The organism is Marisediminicola sp. LYQ85 (assembly GCF_046600695.1).
GTDB lineage: Bacteria > Actinomycetota > Actinomycetes > Actinomycetales > Microbacteriaceae > Marisediminicola.
Window position 1 is genome coordinate 180,049 of sequence record NZ_JBKIWO010000001.1, and the last position, 16,539, is coordinate 196,587.

13 protein-coding genes are annotated in these 16,539 nt (G+C 68.0%); 12 read left to right on the forward strand and 1 reads right to left on the reverse strand.

The genetic code is table 11. From position 1 onward, the window contains the following. Window positions 1-141 precede the first annotated feature (141 nt). The 12 genes from ACLHG5_RS00790 (at window position 142) to ilvC (ending at window position 14,141) form a co-directional block, all read left to right on the forward strand. Complete coding sequence (locus tag ACLHG5_RS00790; RefSeq protein WP_411316113.1) at window positions 142-1,656, forward strand: trehalose-6-phosphate synthase; 1,515 nt, start codon at window positions 142-144, stop codon at window positions 1,654-1,656. Beyond that, a complete protein-coding gene (gene otsB / locus ACLHG5_RS00795; RefSeq protein ID WP_411317574.1) occupies window positions 1,653-2,477 on the forward strand; it encodes a trehalose-phosphatase in 825 nt (274 codons plus the stop codon). The genes ACLHG5_RS00790 and otsB overlap by 4 nt, the downstream gene beginning before the upstream one ends. A 109-nt stretch (window positions 2,478-2,586) precedes the next feature. Next, complete coding sequence (locus tag ACLHG5_RS00800; protein ID WP_411317575.1) at window positions 2,587-5,490, forward strand: Na+/H+ antiporter subunit A; 2,904 nt, start codon at window positions 2,587-2,589, stop codon at window positions 5,488-5,490. Continuing rightward, entirely contained in the window at window positions 5,487-6,053 is a 567-nt protein-coding gene (locus ACLHG5_RS00805; RefSeq protein WP_411316110.1) for a Na(+)/H(+) antiporter subunit C, read from the forward strand. The genes ACLHG5_RS00800 and ACLHG5_RS00805 overlap by 4 nt, the downstream gene beginning before the upstream one ends. Continuing rightward, a complete protein-coding gene (locus ACLHG5_RS00810) occupies window positions 6,050-7,651 on the forward strand; it encodes a Na+/H+ antiporter subunit D (protein WP_411316109.1) in 1,602 nt (533 codons plus the stop codon). The genes ACLHG5_RS00805 and ACLHG5_RS00810 overlap by 4 nt, the downstream gene beginning before the upstream one ends. Next, window positions 7,644-8,195 (forward strand): Na+/H+ antiporter subunit E, encoded by a 552-nt coding sequence (locus ACLHG5_RS00815; protein WP_411317576.1) that lies wholly within the window; start codon window positions 7,644-7,646, stop codon window positions 8,193-8,195. Before ACLHG5_RS00810 ends, ACLHG5_RS00815 begins: the two co-directional genes overlap by 8 nt. Beyond that, window positions 8,192-8,524, forward strand: a complete 333-nt coding sequence (locus ACLHG5_RS00820; protein WP_411316107.1) for a monovalent cation/H+ antiporter complex subunit F — start codon at window positions 8,192-8,194, stop codon at window positions 8,522-8,524. The genes ACLHG5_RS00815 and ACLHG5_RS00820 overlap by 4 nt, the downstream gene beginning before the upstream one ends. Then, window positions 8,521-8,907 carry a monovalent cation/H(+) antiporter subunit G gene (mnhG, locus tag ACLHG5_RS00825; RefSeq protein WP_411316106.1) on the forward strand — a complete coding sequence of 129 codons (387 nt, stop codon included), beginning with the start codon at window positions 8,521-8,523 and terminating at the stop codon, window positions 8,905-8,907. The genes ACLHG5_RS00820 and mnhG overlap by 4 nt, the downstream gene beginning before the upstream one ends. A gap of 58 nt (window positions 8,908-8,965) precedes the next feature. Beyond that, window positions 8,966-10,660 carry a dihydroxy-acid dehydratase gene (ilvD, locus tag ACLHG5_RS00830; RefSeq protein WP_411316105.1) on the forward strand — a complete coding sequence of 565 codons (1,695 nt, stop codon included), beginning with the start codon at window positions 8,966-8,968 and terminating at the stop codon, window positions 10,658-10,660. Window positions 10,661-10,727: 67 nt separating this feature from the next. Then, window positions 10,728-12,542 (forward strand): acetolactate synthase large subunit, encoded by a 1,815-nt coding sequence (locus ACLHG5_RS00835; RefSeq protein WP_411316104.1) that lies wholly within the window; start codon window positions 10,728-10,730, stop codon window positions 12,540-12,542. A 4-nt stretch (window positions 12,543-12,546) separates the two neighbouring features. Continuing rightward, window positions 12,547-13,053: an acetolactate synthase small subunit gene (gene ilvN, locus ACLHG5_RS00840; protein WP_411317577.1), complete on the forward strand. Its 507-nt coding sequence runs from the start codon at window positions 12,547-12,549 to the stop codon at window positions 13,051-13,053. Window positions 13,054-13,115: 62 nt separating this feature from the next. After that, window positions 13,116-14,141, forward strand: coding sequence for a ketol-acid reductoisomerase (ilvC, locus tag ACLHG5_RS00845; RefSeq protein WP_411317578.1), 1,026 nt, complete (start codon window positions 13,116-13,118; stop codon window positions 14,139-14,141). A 116-nt stretch (window positions 14,142-14,257) separates the two neighbouring features. Here the strand turns inward: ilvC and ACLHG5_RS00850 are convergent, their stop codons facing one another. Further along, window positions 14,258-16,498 (reverse strand): glycoside hydrolase family 3 N-terminal domain-containing protein, encoded by a 2,241-nt coding sequence (locus ACLHG5_RS00850; protein WP_411318394.1) that lies wholly within the window; start codon window positions 16,496-16,498, stop codon window positions 14,258-14,260. Between the last annotated feature and the right edge of the window lie 41 nt (window positions 16,499-16,539).

Here is a 16,539-nt window from a genome sequence, read left to right on the forward strand (position 1 = left end):
AATCGGGGCCGCGTAACACGCGCGGCACCCGGCCCGCTAGAGGGGCCGCCACCCCCGCGGTCGAGTCGGGGCACCTGCTACCGTCGAGTGTGCTTATTTCGCGATGCTGCGTGGCATACCGATGAGAGAGCACGCCGACACATGACTTCACCAGCCGACACCACCGCCCACCCCGCCCCGGGTCAGGAGACGGCGGTCTACGACTTCGTCGTCGTCTCGAATCGCCTCCCGGTCGACCGTGTCGTCGGTCGAGACGGCTCGGCGACGTGGCGCCAGTCGCCCGGCGGACTCGTGACCGCGCTCGAGCCCGTCATGCGAGCGCGCGATGGCGCGTGGGTGGGGTGGTCGGGTCAACCCGATCTCGACTTCGAGCCGTTCGACAACGACGGCATCCGCGTCGTCCCGATGCGCTTGAGCGCCGTGGAGGTCGAGCAGTACTACGAGGGATTCTCGAACGACACCCTCTGGCCGCTCTACCACGACGTCATCGCACCCCCCTCGTATCACCGCGAGTGGTGGGAGGCCTACGTCGAGGTCAACCAGCGATTCGCGGATGCGACCGCCGCGATCAGTGGCCCCGACGCGACGGTGTGGGTGCAGGACTACCAGCTCCAGCTCGTGCCCAAGATGCTCCGCGCACTGCGGCCCGACCTCACGATCGGCTTCTTCAACCACATTCCCTTTCCGCCATACGGCATCTACTCGCAATTGCCGTGGCGCACGCAGATCATCGAGGGGCTTCTCGGAGCCGATGTCATCGGATTCCAACGGCTCGCCGACGCCAACAACTTCTCGCGCGCCGTGCGCAGGCTCAAGGGCTACACGACGAAGAACCCGCGCATCGAGGTTCCGCTCGTCGACGAGTCCGAGGGGGTGCGAACGCACGGACCGACGCGCACCGGCCAGAAGTCGCGCACGGTCGTCGCGAAGCAGTTTCCGATCTCGATCGACGCCGCGGCATACGAGGCACTCGCTCGAACCCCCGCGATCCAGGCTCGTGCGCAGCAGATCCGCGAGGACCTCGGCAACCCGAAGACGATCATGCTCGGCGTCGACAGGCTCGACTACACGAAGGGCATAGGTCACCGACTCAAGGCCTTCGGCGAACTGCTCGCCGACGAGCAGCTCTCCGTGGAGGACGCGACTCTCGTGCAGGTCGCGAGCCCGAGTCGCGAGCGGGTGCAGACCTATATGCACTTGCGCGACGAGATCGAACTCACGGTCGGTCGCATCAACGGCGACTACGCGACGATCAGTCACACGGCCATCAGCTACCACCACCACGGCTACCCTCGCGAGGAGATGGTCGCCCTCTACCTGGCAGCGGACATCATGCTCGTGACCGCGCTTCGCGACGGTATGAACCTCGTCGCCAAGGAGTACGTCGCGTCGCGCTTCGACAACGACGGAGTGCTCATCCTGAGCGAGTTCGCGGGAGCCGCCGACGAGCTCAAGCGCGCGACGCTCATCAACCCCCACGACATCGAGGGACTCAAGGACGCCATCCTCGAGGCCATCGAGCTGCCCGCGCGCGAGCGCGCGACGCGCATGAAGTCGCTGCGCAAGCGCGTTCTCGACAACGACGTCGAGAAGTGGTCGGCCGAGTTCCTCCGTGTGCTCGCAGAGAGTCGCGGCTCGGCGCCGCGGGAGTCGTGAGCCCCGTGGTCGACGTCGACGTGCCCCCGGATTTCTCCCGGTTGCCCGAGACTCTCGTCGGTGCCATGCGTGAGCTCGCTCGCACGAGGCGGCTGCTCGTCGCGCTCGACTTCGACGGAACCCTCGCCCCCGAGGTCGACGACCCCGAGCAGGCGAGGGCGACTCCGGAGGCGCGCGCCGCCGTGCTCCGCCTTCTCGACATGCCGAACACGCGCGTCGCCCTCGTCTCCGGACGCTCCGTCGCGAGCCTCGAGCATGTCGCCGACCTGCCCGACAACGCGCTCCTCATCGGGTCGCACGGCATCGAGTTGCGACTCGATACCCCCGACACCCGGATCGATCTCAACGCCGACGAGCTCGAGCAGCGCGACGTGCTGCGCGACGTGCTCGGGGAGGTCGCCGACTCCCTCGACCAGGTGTGGCTCGAACCGAAGCCCGCGGGTTTCGCCCTGCACACTCGCCTCGCGACGGCGCACGATAGCCGGATAGCGCACCTCGTCGCCCTCAGCGAAGCGTCTGCCGAAGTCGATGATCTGACGGTCCGCTCCGGAAAGAACGTGCTCGAGTTCTCGGTGCGCTCGACGACCAAGGGCGAAGCGATCGAGCACTTGCGCGCGTACACCAAGGCGACGGCGGTCTTCTTCGCGGGAGACGATGTGACCGACGAAGACGGCTTCGCCGCTCTCGAGCCCGACGATCTCGGGCTCAAGAGCGGGGAGGGCGCGACGCTCGCCCAGCATCGGGTGCCCGGACCCCGCGAGGTCGCGCGCGCTCTCGGGCTGCTCGCGGATCTGCGCGAGGGCGACGTCCACGAGCAGTAGCCGACGGCCTCGGCATGCCCGCCGGGTAATATGAGGGTGCGGCTGTCGAGGAACCGACCGGTACTCCCCAGCGACGACGTCTCGCCGCCCTGACGATTCGGGAGGTTGCATGATCACGCTCCTCTCGGTGTTCGGTCTCGTCGCGATCATCGTCCTCCCGCTCACGCGCGTGCTCGGCCGGCGCGTGTTCCTCGTGGCGGCGGCCGTGCCGCTCGCCGCCTTCATCCACACCGCGACGCTCGCGCCGCGCATCCTCGCGGGTGACGTCGTCGTCGATCGCCTCGAGTGGATCCCGCAGCTCGACATGGCGATCTCGCTGCGCCTCGACACGCTCTCGTGGATCATGACGCTCGTCGTCACGGGCGTCGGAAGCCTCGTGCTCGTCTATTGCGCGCGGTATTTCCGCGCTGACGAAGAGGGCATCGGCCGCTTCGCCGGGGTGCTGCTCGCTTTCGCCGGATCGATGTACGGCCTCGTGCTCGCCGACGACGTCTTCCTGCTCTTCGTGTTCTGGGAGGCGACGAGCGTCTTCTCCTATCTGCTCATCGGGCACTACGCGAGTCGCAAGTCGAGCAGGGGCGCGGCGCTGCAAGCCCTCCTCGTGACGACGCTCGGCGGACTCGTGATGCTCGTGGGTCTCGTGATCCTCGCGGTGCAGAACGGCACCTCGAGCCTCGCCGAGATCATCGCGATGGCGCCGACGGACACCCTCTCGATCGTGTCGATCTTCCTCGTGCTCGTCGGGGCGCTCTCGAAGTCGGCGGTCATCCCGTTCCACTTCTGGTTGCCCGCCGCTATGGCCGCCCCGACCCCCGTGAGCGCCTATCTCCACGCCGCCGCCATGGTCAAAGCCGGCATCTACCTCATCGCCCGATTCGCTCCGGGTTTCGCCGAGATCCCGGGCTGGCGCGAAACACTCGTGATCCTCGGCGTCGCGACGATGCTCGTCGGGGGCTGGACCTCGCTCAAGCAATACGATCTCAAACTCGTGCTCGCCCACGGAACCGTGAGCCAGCTCGGATTCCTCACGGTCATCGTCGGCTACGGAACCCGCGACGCCGCGCTCGCGGGCGTCGCGATGCTCCTCGCCCACGCCCTCTTCAAGTCGACCCTGTTCCTCGTGATCGGAATCGTCGACCACCGGGCTGGCACGCGCGACCTGCGCAAGCTCTCGGGCCTCGGCCGCGAAGCACCCATCCTCGCGACGATCGCCGCACTCGCCCTCGCGTCGATGGCGGGACTCCCGCCCACCTTCGGGTTCGTCGCCAAAGAGGCCGTTTTCACGGCGCTCTTCGAGGATGCGGTCGGGGGAAGTGTCATCGGCGCCGTCGCGATCATCGGCGTCGCGATCGGCACCGTGCTCACCGTCGCCTACAGCGCGCGGTTCTTCTGGGGGGCGTTCATGCGCAAGCCCGGTTGCGAGCGCGTGCGCCCCGTCGACGAGCACATCGACTTCCTCTTCGCTCCGGGGCTCCTCGCGGCGAGCGGCGTCGTGCTCGGGGGCTTCGCGCCTCTCGTCGACGACTCCATAACCGGTTATTCGAGCGTGTTCGCCTCCGAGGGGGAGCCCTACTACCTCGCTCTGTGGCACGGGTTCGAGCCCGCGCTCGGAATCTCGGCACTCACCCTCATCCTCGGTCTCGTCATGTTCGCGATGCGCACGCGCGTCTCCGAGTTCCAGGCGAAGGCGGGAACCGGCATCTCGGCCGCCGACATCTACTGGGCGTCGATGCGGTTCATCGACCGCACGGCGGCGCGCACGACGAGCGTGACGCAGCGAGGATCGCTGCCGTTCTACCTCGGCATCATCCTGCTCGTCTTCGTCGTCGCGGTCGGCGCCTCTCTCGCGTTCTCGGACTCGTGGACCGTCACACTCCGGCCGTGGGACTACCCGGCCCAGCTCGCGATCGGCGTCGTCATGGTCGTCGCGTCGCTCGCGGCGACTCGCGCGGGCAAGAGGTTCCAAGCCGTCGTCCTCGTGGGGGTCACGGGGTTCGGGATGTCGGCGCTCTTCGCGCTCCAGGGCGCACCCGACCTCGCTCTGACCCAAGCCCTCGTCGAGGTCGTGACCCTCGTCGCCTTCGTGCTCGTGCTCCGACGCCTCCCCCCTCGGCTCGGCAAGCGCAACGGGAGCACCCACCGCGGACTGCGGGCGTTCATCGGAATCTCGTTCGGCGTGCTCATGGGGCTCGTGGCGCTCGTCGCGGCGGGCAGTCGGGTCGCCTCACCCATCTCGCTCGAGTGGCCCGACCTCGCGTTCATCGAGGGGCACGGCCGCAACGTCGTCAACGTCGCCCTCGTCGACATCCGCGCCTGGGACACCATGGGGGAGCTCTCGGTCGTCATCGCGGCGGCGACGGGAGTCGCGAGCCTCATCTTCATCAGCGGCAGGCTCGACACCCTGCCGCGTGTCGGTCGCCGCGAGGCGCGCAAGACGATCGGGGAGCGTCGACAGAAGGCGCGCGATTCGGCGAACACGGATGTGCGCAACTCCTGGTTGCTCGCGGGCCGCACGCTCGCGCCCCGCAACCGCTCGATCCTGCTCGAGGTCGTCGTGAGGCTGACCTTCCACGCCGTGATCATCGTCTCGGTCTACCTGCTCTTCGCGGGGCACAACCTGCCGGGCGGCGGCTTCGCCGGGGGGATCGTCGCGGGGCTCGCCCTCGTCGCGCGCTACCTCGCGGGCGGCCGCTTCGAGCTCGGCGCCGCCGCGCCCATCGACGCGGGAAAGCTCCTCGGCACGGGCCTCGCCCTCGCCGTGGGCACCGCTCTCGTGCCGCTCTTCTTCGGGGCGCCGCCGCTGACCTCCGCATACATCGAGGGAACCGTCTGGCTCTTCGGTGACGTCGAGTTCGTCTCGACGACGATCTTCGACGTCGGGGTCTACCTCGTGGTCATCGGCCTCGTGCTCGACGTGCTGCGGAGCCTCGGTGCCGAGGTCGATCGGCAGCAGGAAGACGAGAGCGCCGCTTCCGACAGCGCGGCGGATGAGACCGAGAGGGTCGACGCATGAGCCTCTCCCTGACCCTCGTCATCGTCATGGCGATCATGTACGCGTGCGCCGTCTACCTCATCCTCGAGCGCAGCCTCACGCGCGTGCTGCTCGGGTTCCTCCTCGCGGGCAACGCGACCAACCTGCTCATCCTGATCATGGCGGGCGAGGCGGGCATGGCGCCGATCGTCGGGGGCGGCGTCGAACCCGGCGAGATGAGCGACCCGCTTCCGCAAGCTCTCATCCTCACCGCGATCGTCATCACGTTCGCGGTCTCGGCTTTCCTCATGGCCCTCATCTACCGGTCGTGGCGACTCGCGCGCGAAGACGAGCTGCTCGACGACGCCGACGATGTCGCGATGCGCTCGGGCGAGCCGAGCGTCGTCGACGACCGCATCGACATCGAGGGCGACGACACCGAGTTCGGCGTGCGAGCGCGGGCAGCGATCTCGACAGCGCGCGACCTCGAGGAGCGCGACGAACTCGCGGCGCGCATCGCCGCGAGCACAGATCGCGCGTCGGATGACGCGGCAGCCGCCGACGCGTCGACCGCGACCGATCACGACGAGGACCGCACATCATGATCGAGTCACTCGTCCCCCTCGTCGTCATCCTCCCGCTGTTCGGGGCGGCGGCGGCTCTCGCCGTCGGTCGTCATCCCCGCACACAGCGCGCGATCACGACGATCGTGCTCGCGGCGGTGCTCGCGATCAGCATCGTCATGCTCGTCGTCGTCGACCAGGGCTCGCCCCTCGTCGTCGAGGTGGGCGGATGGGAGGCCCCGTTCGGCATCGTGCTCGTGGTCGATCGCCTCGCCGCCCTCATGCTCTCGGTTTCGGCAGCGGTGCTGCTCGCGGTTCTCATCTTCTCGATCGGGCAGGGCCTCGCCGATCCCGATGACGACACCCCGGTCTCGATCTACTACCCGACCTACCTCATCCTCGCGACCGGCATCTTCATGGCGTTCATCGCGGGCGACCTCTTCAACCTCTACGTCGGGTTCGAGATCCTCCTCGTGTCGAGCTACGTGCTCATCACCCTCGGGGGCACCGAGCGCCGCATCCGCGCCGGCGTGACCTACATCGTCGTGAGCCTCGTCTCGTCGATCCTGTTCCTCTCCGCGATCGCGATGATCTACGGGGCGGTCGGCACGGTCAACATCGCGCAGATCTCGCTGCGCATCGCCGAGATCCCCGTCGACACGCAGATCATCCTGCACGTCATGCTGCTCGTGGCCTTCGGCATCAAGGCGGCGGTGTTCCCGCTGTCGTTTTGGCTCCCGGACTCCTACCCGACGGCGCCGGCTCCCGTCACCGCGGTCTTCGCCGGGCTGCTCACGAAGGTCGGTGTCTACGCGATCATCCGTGCCGAGACCGTGATCTTCCCCGGGCCCGAGCTCAACCCCGCCCTCATGATCATCGCCCTCCTGACGATGGTCGTCGGCGTGCTCGGGGCCGTCGCGCAAGCCGACATCAAACGACTGCTCTCGTTCACGCTCGTGAGTCACATCGGCTACATGATCCTCGGAGTCGCCCTCGGCACGTCGGAGGGGACCTCGGCGGCGATCTTCTACATCGTGCATCACATCGTCGTGCAGACGACGCTCTTCCTCGCGACGGGCCTCATCGAGCGCCGCGGTGGCACGACGTCGATCAACAAGCTCGGGGGGCTCCTCGCGTCGTCGCCCATCATCGCCGTGCTCTTCTTCATCCCGGCACTCAACCTCGGGGGCATCCCCCCGTTCTCGGGGTTCATCGGCAAGCTCGCCCTCTTCGAGGCGAGCGCCGAGCAGGGCACGCCGCTCGCCTACATCCTCATCGGCGCCGGCGCCCTCGTCTCGCTCCTCACCCTCTACGCTCTCGTGCGCGTGTGGAACATGGCGTTCTGGCGTCCGGCCGACGAGGTCGAGGGCTACGAGTCGACGCTGCTCAACAACGTGAGCGAGGCGCCGGGCGACACGTCGGTCAAGGCGAGGCTCGCGATCCCGCGAGTCATGGTCGCGGCGACCGCGGGCATGGTCGCCCTGAGTGTCGCCCTCACCGTCTTCGCCGGCCCGCTCTTCGGCGTGAGCAGTCGGGCGGGGGAGAATCTCGAGGGACCGTCGTTCTACGTCGACCTCGTCTTCCCGGGCGCCGTCGAAGAACCGGCATCGATCGACGAGACGGGAGGAATCGATGACTGACGGCCAGACCCGCGTCGAGCGTCGGGCGAGCCTGCGCGAGCAGCTTCCACTCCTCGTCGTGCTCGTCGCGCTGTGGATGCTCCTGTGGGGCTCGGTCTCGTGGCTCAACCTCGTCACGGGCATCGTGCTCGCTCTCGTCGTGACACGCGTGTTCTACCTGCCACCCGTCGAGCTCTCGGGTCGCTTCAACGTGCTGTGGTTCGTCTGGTATCTCGCGCGCTTCCTCGTCGAGCTCGTGGGCGCGTCGTTCCAGATCGCCCTCAAGGCCTTCGATCTCAAGGGGGTGCGGGGCAACGCCGTCATCGGCGTCAACCTCCGCACCCGATCCGATTTCATCCTGACGCTCACGGCGATCAATCTCTCGCTCATCCCGGGGTCGCTCGTCGTCGAAACCGATCGCGAGCGCTCGGTGCTCTACCTCCACGTGTTCAACACGAAGGGCGCCGCCGACGCGGACGCGATGCACGGTCGCGCTCTCGAGATCGAGGAGCGGCTCGTGCGCATCTTCGGGTCGAAGGCCGACGTCGAGAGGATCTGCTCGTGACGATCACGACCATCATCAACATCATCACGGGGGTCTTCTTCACGGGGGCGGCGCTCGCGATCATCTTTCGCATCGTTCGCGGTCCGTCGATCCTCGATCGGATGATCGCCTCCGATGTGCTCCTCACGACCCTCATGCTCGTGGTCGGTGCCGAGATGGTCTACAACGGGCACACCCGCACGATCCCCCTCATGGTCGTTCTCGCGGCCACGGCCATCTTCGCGACGGTCGCTGTGGCGAGGTACGTCTCGAAGCAGGACCTCGCGACGACAGGCTCACCGGATGCCGCCCAGGCTCCCTCCGCGAGACCGACGGAGGCCGAACGATGATGCTCGACGACTGGCTCGACCTCGCGGCCGCGATCTGCCTCATGCTCGGGGCGTTCCTCTCCCTCGCGGCGGGGGTCGGTCTCGTGCGCTTTCCCGACGCCCTCTCGAGACTCCACGCGGCGACCAAGCCGCAAGTGCTCGGGTTGCTGTTTATCGTCGTCGCGATCGCCCTCGAGGCCCGCAGTTGGTCCGTGCTCCTGACGCTCGTGCCCGTCGTCGTCTTCCAAGTGCTCACGGCGCCGATCTCGGCGCACATGGTCGGTCGCGCCGGTTATCGCACGGGCAACTTCCGCGGCGACCTGGTCGTGGTCGATGAACTGCACGACGCGGTCGAGCGCGCATCCAGGACCGACGACATCCGCTCCCCCCAAGACGGCGCCTGAACGGCGGGCATGCTGAACGACGGGCATGCGGGGCGACGGGGAGGGATACTCTCGTAACATGCCGGAAATCGACTTCAAACCCCGCTCCCGCGTCGTCACCGACGGGATCGAAGCCACGACCTCGCGCGGCATGCTGCGCGCCGTCGGAATGGGTGACGCCGACTGGGACAAGCCGCAGATCGGCATCGCGAGCTCGTGGAACGAGATCACCCCGTGCAACCTCTCGCTCGACCGCCTCGCGCAAGCGTCGAAGGAGGGGGTGCACTCGGGTGGGGGATACCCCCTGCAGTTCGGCACGATCTCCGTCTCCGACGGCATCTCGATGGGGCACGAGGGCATGCACTTCTCCCTCGTGAGCCGCGAGGTCATCGCCGACAGTGTCGAGGTCGTCATGCAGGCCGAGCGCCTCGACGGGTCGGTGCTGCTCGCGGGCTGCGACAAATCGCTCCCCGGCATGCTCATGGCGGCCGCGCGACTCGACCTCGCCTCGGTGTTCCTCTACGCGGGCTCGATCGCGCCCGGCTGGGTCAAGCTCAGCGACGGCACCGAGAAAGACATCACGATCATCGACTCGTTCGAGGCCGTCGGTGCCGTCAAGGCCGGCCGCATGAGCGAAGAGGACGCCAAGCGCATCGAGTGCGCCTTCGCCCCGGGAGAGGGGGCGTGCGGCGGAATGTACACGGCCAACACCATGGCGAGCGTCGCCGAGGCCCTCGGCATGAGCCTCCCCGGGTCGACATCGCCCGCCTCGGCCGACCGCCGCCGCGACTACTTCGCCCACCGCTCGGGCGAAGCCGTCGTGAACATGCTGCGCCTCGGCATCACGACGCGCGACATCCTCACGAAAGACGCCTTCGAGAACGCGATCGCCGTGGCCATGGCGCTCGGAGGCTCGACGAACGTCGTGCTGCACCTCCTCGCGATCGCGCACGAGGCCGAGGTCGAGCTCACACTCGACGACTTCAACCGCATCGGCAGCCGCGTGCCGCACATCGGCGACCTCAAGCCCTTCGGGCAGTACGTCATGAACGACGTCGACCGTCACGGGGGCATCCCCGTGCTCATGCGCGCGCTCCTCGAGGCGGGACTCCTGCACGGCGACGCCCTCACCGTGACGGGCAAGACGGTGGCCGAGAACCTCGCGGAGCTCGACCCCGAGCCGCTCGACGGAAAGGTGCTCCGCACCCTCGACAACCCCATCCACGCCTCGGGCGGGCTCACGATCCTGCACGGTTCGCTCGCACCCGAGGGTGCGGTCGTGAAGACGGCCGGGTTCGACGCCGAGATCTTCGAGGGGCCGGCCAAGGTCTTCGAACGCGAACGAGCGGCGATGGATGCGCTCACCGAGGGCCTCATCGAGAAAGGCGACATCGTCGTCATCCGATACGAGGGGCCCAAGGGAGGGCCGGGCATGCGCGAGATGCTCGCGATCACGGCCGCCATCAAGGGCGCGGGGCTCGGAAAAGATGTATTACTCTTGACGGACGGACGATTCTCAGGCGGCACAACCGGCCTGTGCATCGGCCACATAGCTCCCGAAGCGGTCGACTCCGGTCCGATCGCCTTCGTGCGCGATGGTGATCTGATACGGGTCGATATCGCAGCTCGCTCGCTCGACCTACTTGTCGATCCCGCAGAGCTCGCAGCTCGCCGAGACGGCTGGGCTCCACTGCCACCCCGCTACACGCGAGGGGTGCTTGCCAAGTACTCCAAGCTCGTGCGCTCCGCCGCTGTCGGCGCCGTCACGGGCTGAGGGCCGAGCAGCCCCGGTCACCCCGTTCGCCCACGCACTCGCTCCCGCGACTAAGGATCCGATCTTCATGTCCACCGAATCCAAGCCGACGCCTGTCGCGCGTCCCGCCGAACCCGGTCGCGCCGCGACGACGCAACCGGAGATCCTCACCGGGTCGGGCGCCATCCTGCGCACCCTCGAGAAGCTCGGGATCACCGAGGTCTTCGGGCTCCCGGGCGGCGCGATCATGCCGTTCTACGACGAACTCATGTCGTCCGACGCCATCCGCCACATCCTCGTGCGACACGAGCAGGGTGCCGGCCACGCCGCCGAGGGGTACGCCTCGTCGAGCGGTCGCGTGGGGGTCGCCATCGCGACATCCGGTCCGGGCGCGACGAACCTCGTCACCGCCATCGCCGACGCCCACATGGACTCCGTTCCCCTCCTCGCGATCACGGGCCAGGTCTTCAGCACGTCGATGGGCACCGACGCGTTCCAGGAGGTCGACATCGTGGGGATCACGATGCCGATCACGAAGCACTCGTTCCTCGTCACGAAGCCCGAAGACGTGCCGGCGACCCTCGCCGCGGCGTATCACATCGCCACGACCGGGCGCCCGGGCCCCGTGCTCGTCGACGTGACCAAGGACTGCCAGCAGGCGAGTGCCCCGTTCGTGTGGCCGCCCAAGGTGGACCTGCCCGGATACCGCCCCGTGACGAAAGCGCACGGAAAGCAGATTCAGGCCGCGGCGCAACTGATCCTCGAGGCGAAGCGCCCCGTGCTCTACGTCGGAGGCGGCGTCGTGCGCGCGGAGGCGTCTGCCGAACTGCTCGCACTAGCCGAGCTCACGGGTGCCCCGGTCGTCACGACCCTCATGGCGCGCGGCGCCTTCCCCGACTCGCACCCCCAGCAGCTCGGGATGCCCGGCATGCACGGAACCGTGCCCGCCGTTCTCGGACTGCAGGAGGCAGACCTCCTCGTGGCACTCGGGTCGCGCTTCGACGACCGGGTCACGGGCAAGCCGAGCGAGTTCGCGCCCGACGCCAAAGTCGTGCACGTCGACATCGACCCCGCCGAGATCTCCAAGATCCGCGTCGCCGACGTGCCGATCGTGGGTGACGCGAAAGACGTCATCGCCGACCTCACCGCGGCGTACACGACCATCTCCTCGGGCACGAGCAATGACATCTCCGCGTGGTGGGAACGGCTCGAGAGTCTGCGCGAGCAGTTTCCGCTCGGCTACGACGAGCCCGAAGACGGCTTGCTCTCGCCGCAGTACGTCATCGAGCGCATCGGCCAGATCACGGGCCCCGAGGGTGTCTACGCCTCGGGCGTCGGCCAGCACCAGATGTGGGCGGCGCAGTTCATCAAGTACGAGCGCCCCAACGCGTGGCTCAACTCGGGCGGCGCGGGCACCATGGGCTACGGCGTGCCCGCCGCGATGGGCGCCAAGGTCGCCCAGCCCGACCGCACGGTGTGGGCGATCGACGGCGACGGATGCTTCCAGATGACCAATCAGGAGCTCGCGACGTGCACGATCAACCAGATCCCCATCAAGGTCGCGGTCATCAACAACTCGTCCCTCGGCATGGTGCGCCAGTGGCAGACGCTCTTCTACGAGGGCCGCCACTCGTTCACCGACCTCAACACGGGCCACGACACCGTCATGGTTCCCGACTTCGTGAAGCTCGCCGAGGCATACGGTGCCCTCGGCATCCGCGTGACGAAGAAAGAGGATGTCGACGCCGCCATCCGTCTCGCCAACGAGACCAACGACCGCCCCGTGGTCATCGACTTCATCGTGAGCCGAGACGCCATGGTGTGGCCGATGGTTCCGCAGGGAGTCGGAAACTCGTCGGTGCAATACGCGAGACAACACGCCCCCGAGTGGGAAGAGGAGTAGAGCCATGAGTCACGTCCTGTCCCTCCTCGTCGAAGACAAACCGGGTCTGCTCACGCGCGTCGCGGGGCTCTTCGCCCGCCGCGGGTTCAACATCGAGTCGCTCGCGGTCGGCAAGAGCGAGATCCCCGGACTCTCGCGCATCACCGTCGTCGTCGACGTCGAAGAGTTGCCGCTCGAGCAAGTGACGAAACAGCTCAACAAACTCGTCAACGTGATCAAGATCGTCGAGCTCGAGCCGGCGCAGACCGTCGAGCGCGAGCACATGCTCATCAAGGTGCGCGTCGACAACACGACGAGAAGCCAGATCCTCGAGGCCGCCAACCTGTTCCGCGCGCGCATCGTGGATGTCTCGACCGACGCCCTCGTGATCGAGGTCACGGGTAACACCCCCAAGGTGCACGCGCTCCTCAGGGTGCTCGAGCCCTACGGCATCAAGGAGATCGCCCAATCGGGTCTCCTCGCCATCGGTCGAGGCTCGAAGAGCATCACCGAGCGCGTCTTCAAGAGCTGACCGCACCGAATCGCCCTGCCGCACCGGCCGGGACGCCGACCCCCACCATCAAGGAGAACACTGTGACTGAAATCGTCTACGACAACGACGCCGATCTGTCGATCATCCAGAGCAAGAAGGTCGCCGTCATCGGCTACGGCTCGCAAGGACACGCTCACGCGCAGAACCTGCGCGACTCGGGCGTCGAGGTCGTCGTCGGTCTCAAAGAGGGATCGAAGTCGATCGCGAAGGCCGAGGAGGCCGGGTTCCGCGTGCTCACCTCGGCCGAGGCCGCCGCGTGGGCCGACGTCATCGTGATCCTCGCCCCCGACCAGCACCAGCGTCACCTCTACGCCGACGACATCGCGGGCAACCTCTCCGAGGGCAAGGCTCTCGTCTTCGGCCACGGGTTCAACATCCGCTACGGCTACATCACGGCGCCCTCGGGGGTCGACGTGCTCCTCGTCGCTCCCAAGGGGCCGGGCCACACGGTGCGCCGCGAGTACGAGGCCGGTCGCGGTGTGCCCGTGATCGTCGCCGTCGAGCAGGACGCCTCGGGCGCCGCGTGGGATCTCGCGTGGTCGTATTCGAAAGCCATCGGCGGACTCCGCGCCGGGGGGATCAAGACGACTTTCACCGAAGAGACCGAGACCGACCTCTTCGGCGAGCAGGCCGTTCTCTGCGGTGGCACCTCGCAGCTCGTGCAGTACGGCTTCGAGACCCTCATCGAGGCCGGCTACCAGCCCGAGATCGCCTACTTCGAGGTTCTCCACGAGCTCAAGCTCATCGTCGACCTCATGTGGGAGGGCGGCATCGCGAAGCAGCGCTGGAGCGTCTCCGACACGGCCGAGTACGGCGACTACGTCTCGGGCCCCCGCGTGATCGACCCCTCGGTGAAGGAGAACATGCAGGCGGTGCTCAAGGACATCCAGTCCGGTGCCTTCGCTGAGCGCTTCATCACCGATCAGGATGCCGGAGCCCCCGAGTTCCTCGCGCTGCGCGAAAGGGGCCAGGCCCACCCGATCGAGGCGACGGGACAGAAGCTCCGCGCCCTCTTCGCGTGGAAGCAGCAGGACGCCGACTACACCGACGGCAGCGCCGCCCGCTAAGCGTCAGCACCCCGCACCACGAACGAGGGGCAGTCGCGACCGGATCGGTCGCGACTGCCCCTCGTTCGTTTCTTCGTCCTCGTTTCGCCGGGGAGGGCGGCGCGGGGAGAGCGGCGCTAAGAGGTCCGCGTGACCGAGCCGACGCGCGTCGTCGTCAGGCGGCGGTCGTCTGCGGTGGTCGCGTACTTGTCACCGACGAGCTCGATCGACCCCGTGGTCTCCTTGTCGTCGCACGACGACCCGACCCACAGCTCGACCGTTCCCGCCTCGACGATGCGCGTGCCCGCGCTCCCCGTGTAGGCGAGCCTCGTCGGCGGAACGTCGAACTCCACGACCGTCTCCTGCCCGGCGTCCAGGTCGACCCTCGCATAGCCGAGCAGTTGCGCGACCGGTCGCGTGACCTGGGCCTGCACGTCGCGAGCGTAGAGCTGCACGACATCCGTTCCCGCTCGCTCGCCCGTGTTGGTCACGCGCACCGAGACCCGGAACGAGCTCTCGGTCGGGCCCGTCGCGTCCACCGCGAGGTCGCGGTGCTCGAACGACGTGTACGAGAGCCCGAAACCGAACGGACGCACGGGAGCGCTGCTCGCGCTCGTGATCTCGTTCGGACCCCCGAGAACCGGGTGGAGGTAGGAGTACGGCTGCGCTCCCGCCGACCGGGGGAGCGAGACGGGCAAGCGACCACTCGGGTTGACCGCCCCCGAGAGAATGGCGGCGAGAGCCGATGCGCCCTCCTCCCCGGGGAAGAACGCCTGCACGACCGCACCGGGAACCGTCGCGGCGTCGAGGGCCCACGCGAGCGAATACGGCCGCCCGGTGAGCAGGACGACGACGACCGGGGTGCCCGTGGCCACGAGCGCCTCGACGAGCTCCCTCTGAACGCCGGGGAGGTCGAGGCTCTCGACGTCGTTGCCCTCGCCGACCGTGCCGCGGCCGAAGAGCCCCGCGCGATCGCCGACGACGACGACCGCGACATTCGCGTCGTCTGCAGCGGCGACCGCGGCGGCGATGCCGGAGCGATCGATGCCCTCGACGGTGCACCCGGTGTCGTGGGTGATCTCCGCGTCGGGGAACTCGGCGCGGACGGCCTCGAGCACCGTCGGGATCTCGAACCCGATCTCGACCCCGGGGTGGTGCGCGAGCACGTGGTTCGCGAACGAGTAGCACCCCATGAGGGCCTCGGCCGAGTCGGCGTTGGGTCCGACCACGGCGATCCGGCGGGGTGAGACGAGAGGGAGCACCGCGTGGTTCGAGAGCAGCACCACCGACTCCTCGGCGAGGCGGCGCGCGAGACGACGGTGCGTCGCGCTGTCGAGATCGATCGACGTCGGGGGAGTGTCGAATGTCTCGTCGAGCAGACCGAGACGCTCCTTCTGCGCGAGCACGCGCTCCACCGCGCGATCGACGATCGCGACATCCATGCCCCCGGACTCGAGGAGGTCGAGGAGAGCCTCCCCGAACGCGTCCGTCGTCGGGAGCTCGACGTCGAGCCCCGCCGTGAGAGCCAAGCGCGCGGCATCCGCCGGACCCGCGGCCACACCGTGCATCGTCTCGAGGAACTTTACGGCGAAGTAGTCCGAGACGACGACCCCGTCGAACCCCCACTCGTCGCGCAGGATTCCCGTGAGGTACTGCGCCGTCGCGGCGACGGGCATCCCGTCGATCTCGGCGTAGGAGTTCATGACACTGCGGGCGCCGCCGTCGCGCACGGCCATCTCGAACGGCGGGAGCAGCACGTCGGCGATCTCGCGGGGGCCGGCAGACACGGGAGCGTGATTGCGACCGGACCGGGACGCCGAATACCCGACGAAGTGCTTGAGGGTCGCGTCGATGCCGGCATCCTGCAGTCCCCGCACGTAGGCGGTGCCGATCGTTCCGACCACGTAGGGGTCTTCGGCGATGCACTCGTCGACGCGACCCCAGCGAGCGTCACGGATGACGTCGAGCACGGGGGAGAGGCCCTGATGGATGCCGAGGCGGCGCATCGAGTCACCGATGCTGCGGGCCATCTCCTCCACGGTGTCCGGGTCGAACGACGCACCCCACGCGAGCGGGGTCGGGAAGGTCGCCGCCTTCCACGCGGCGAGACCCGTGAGGCACTCCTCGTGCACGATCGCGGGGATGCCGAGCCTCGTCTCGGCGCGCAGCCTGCGCTGCTCCGCCCAGAGCCACCCCGCACGCTCGATCGGATCGACCGGACGGGTTCCGTAGACGCGACTCAGGTGCCCGATCCCGTCTCGCGAGATCTCCTCGTACTTCGTCGAGGAGGCCATCTCCCCGGCCATGGGCGCGACGACCTCATCGCCCTGATCGACCCAGAAGCTTCCGAGCTGGCCCAACTTCTCGCGCAGCGTCATCGACTCGATGAGTGCGCGGACGCGCGACGAAACAGCGGTAT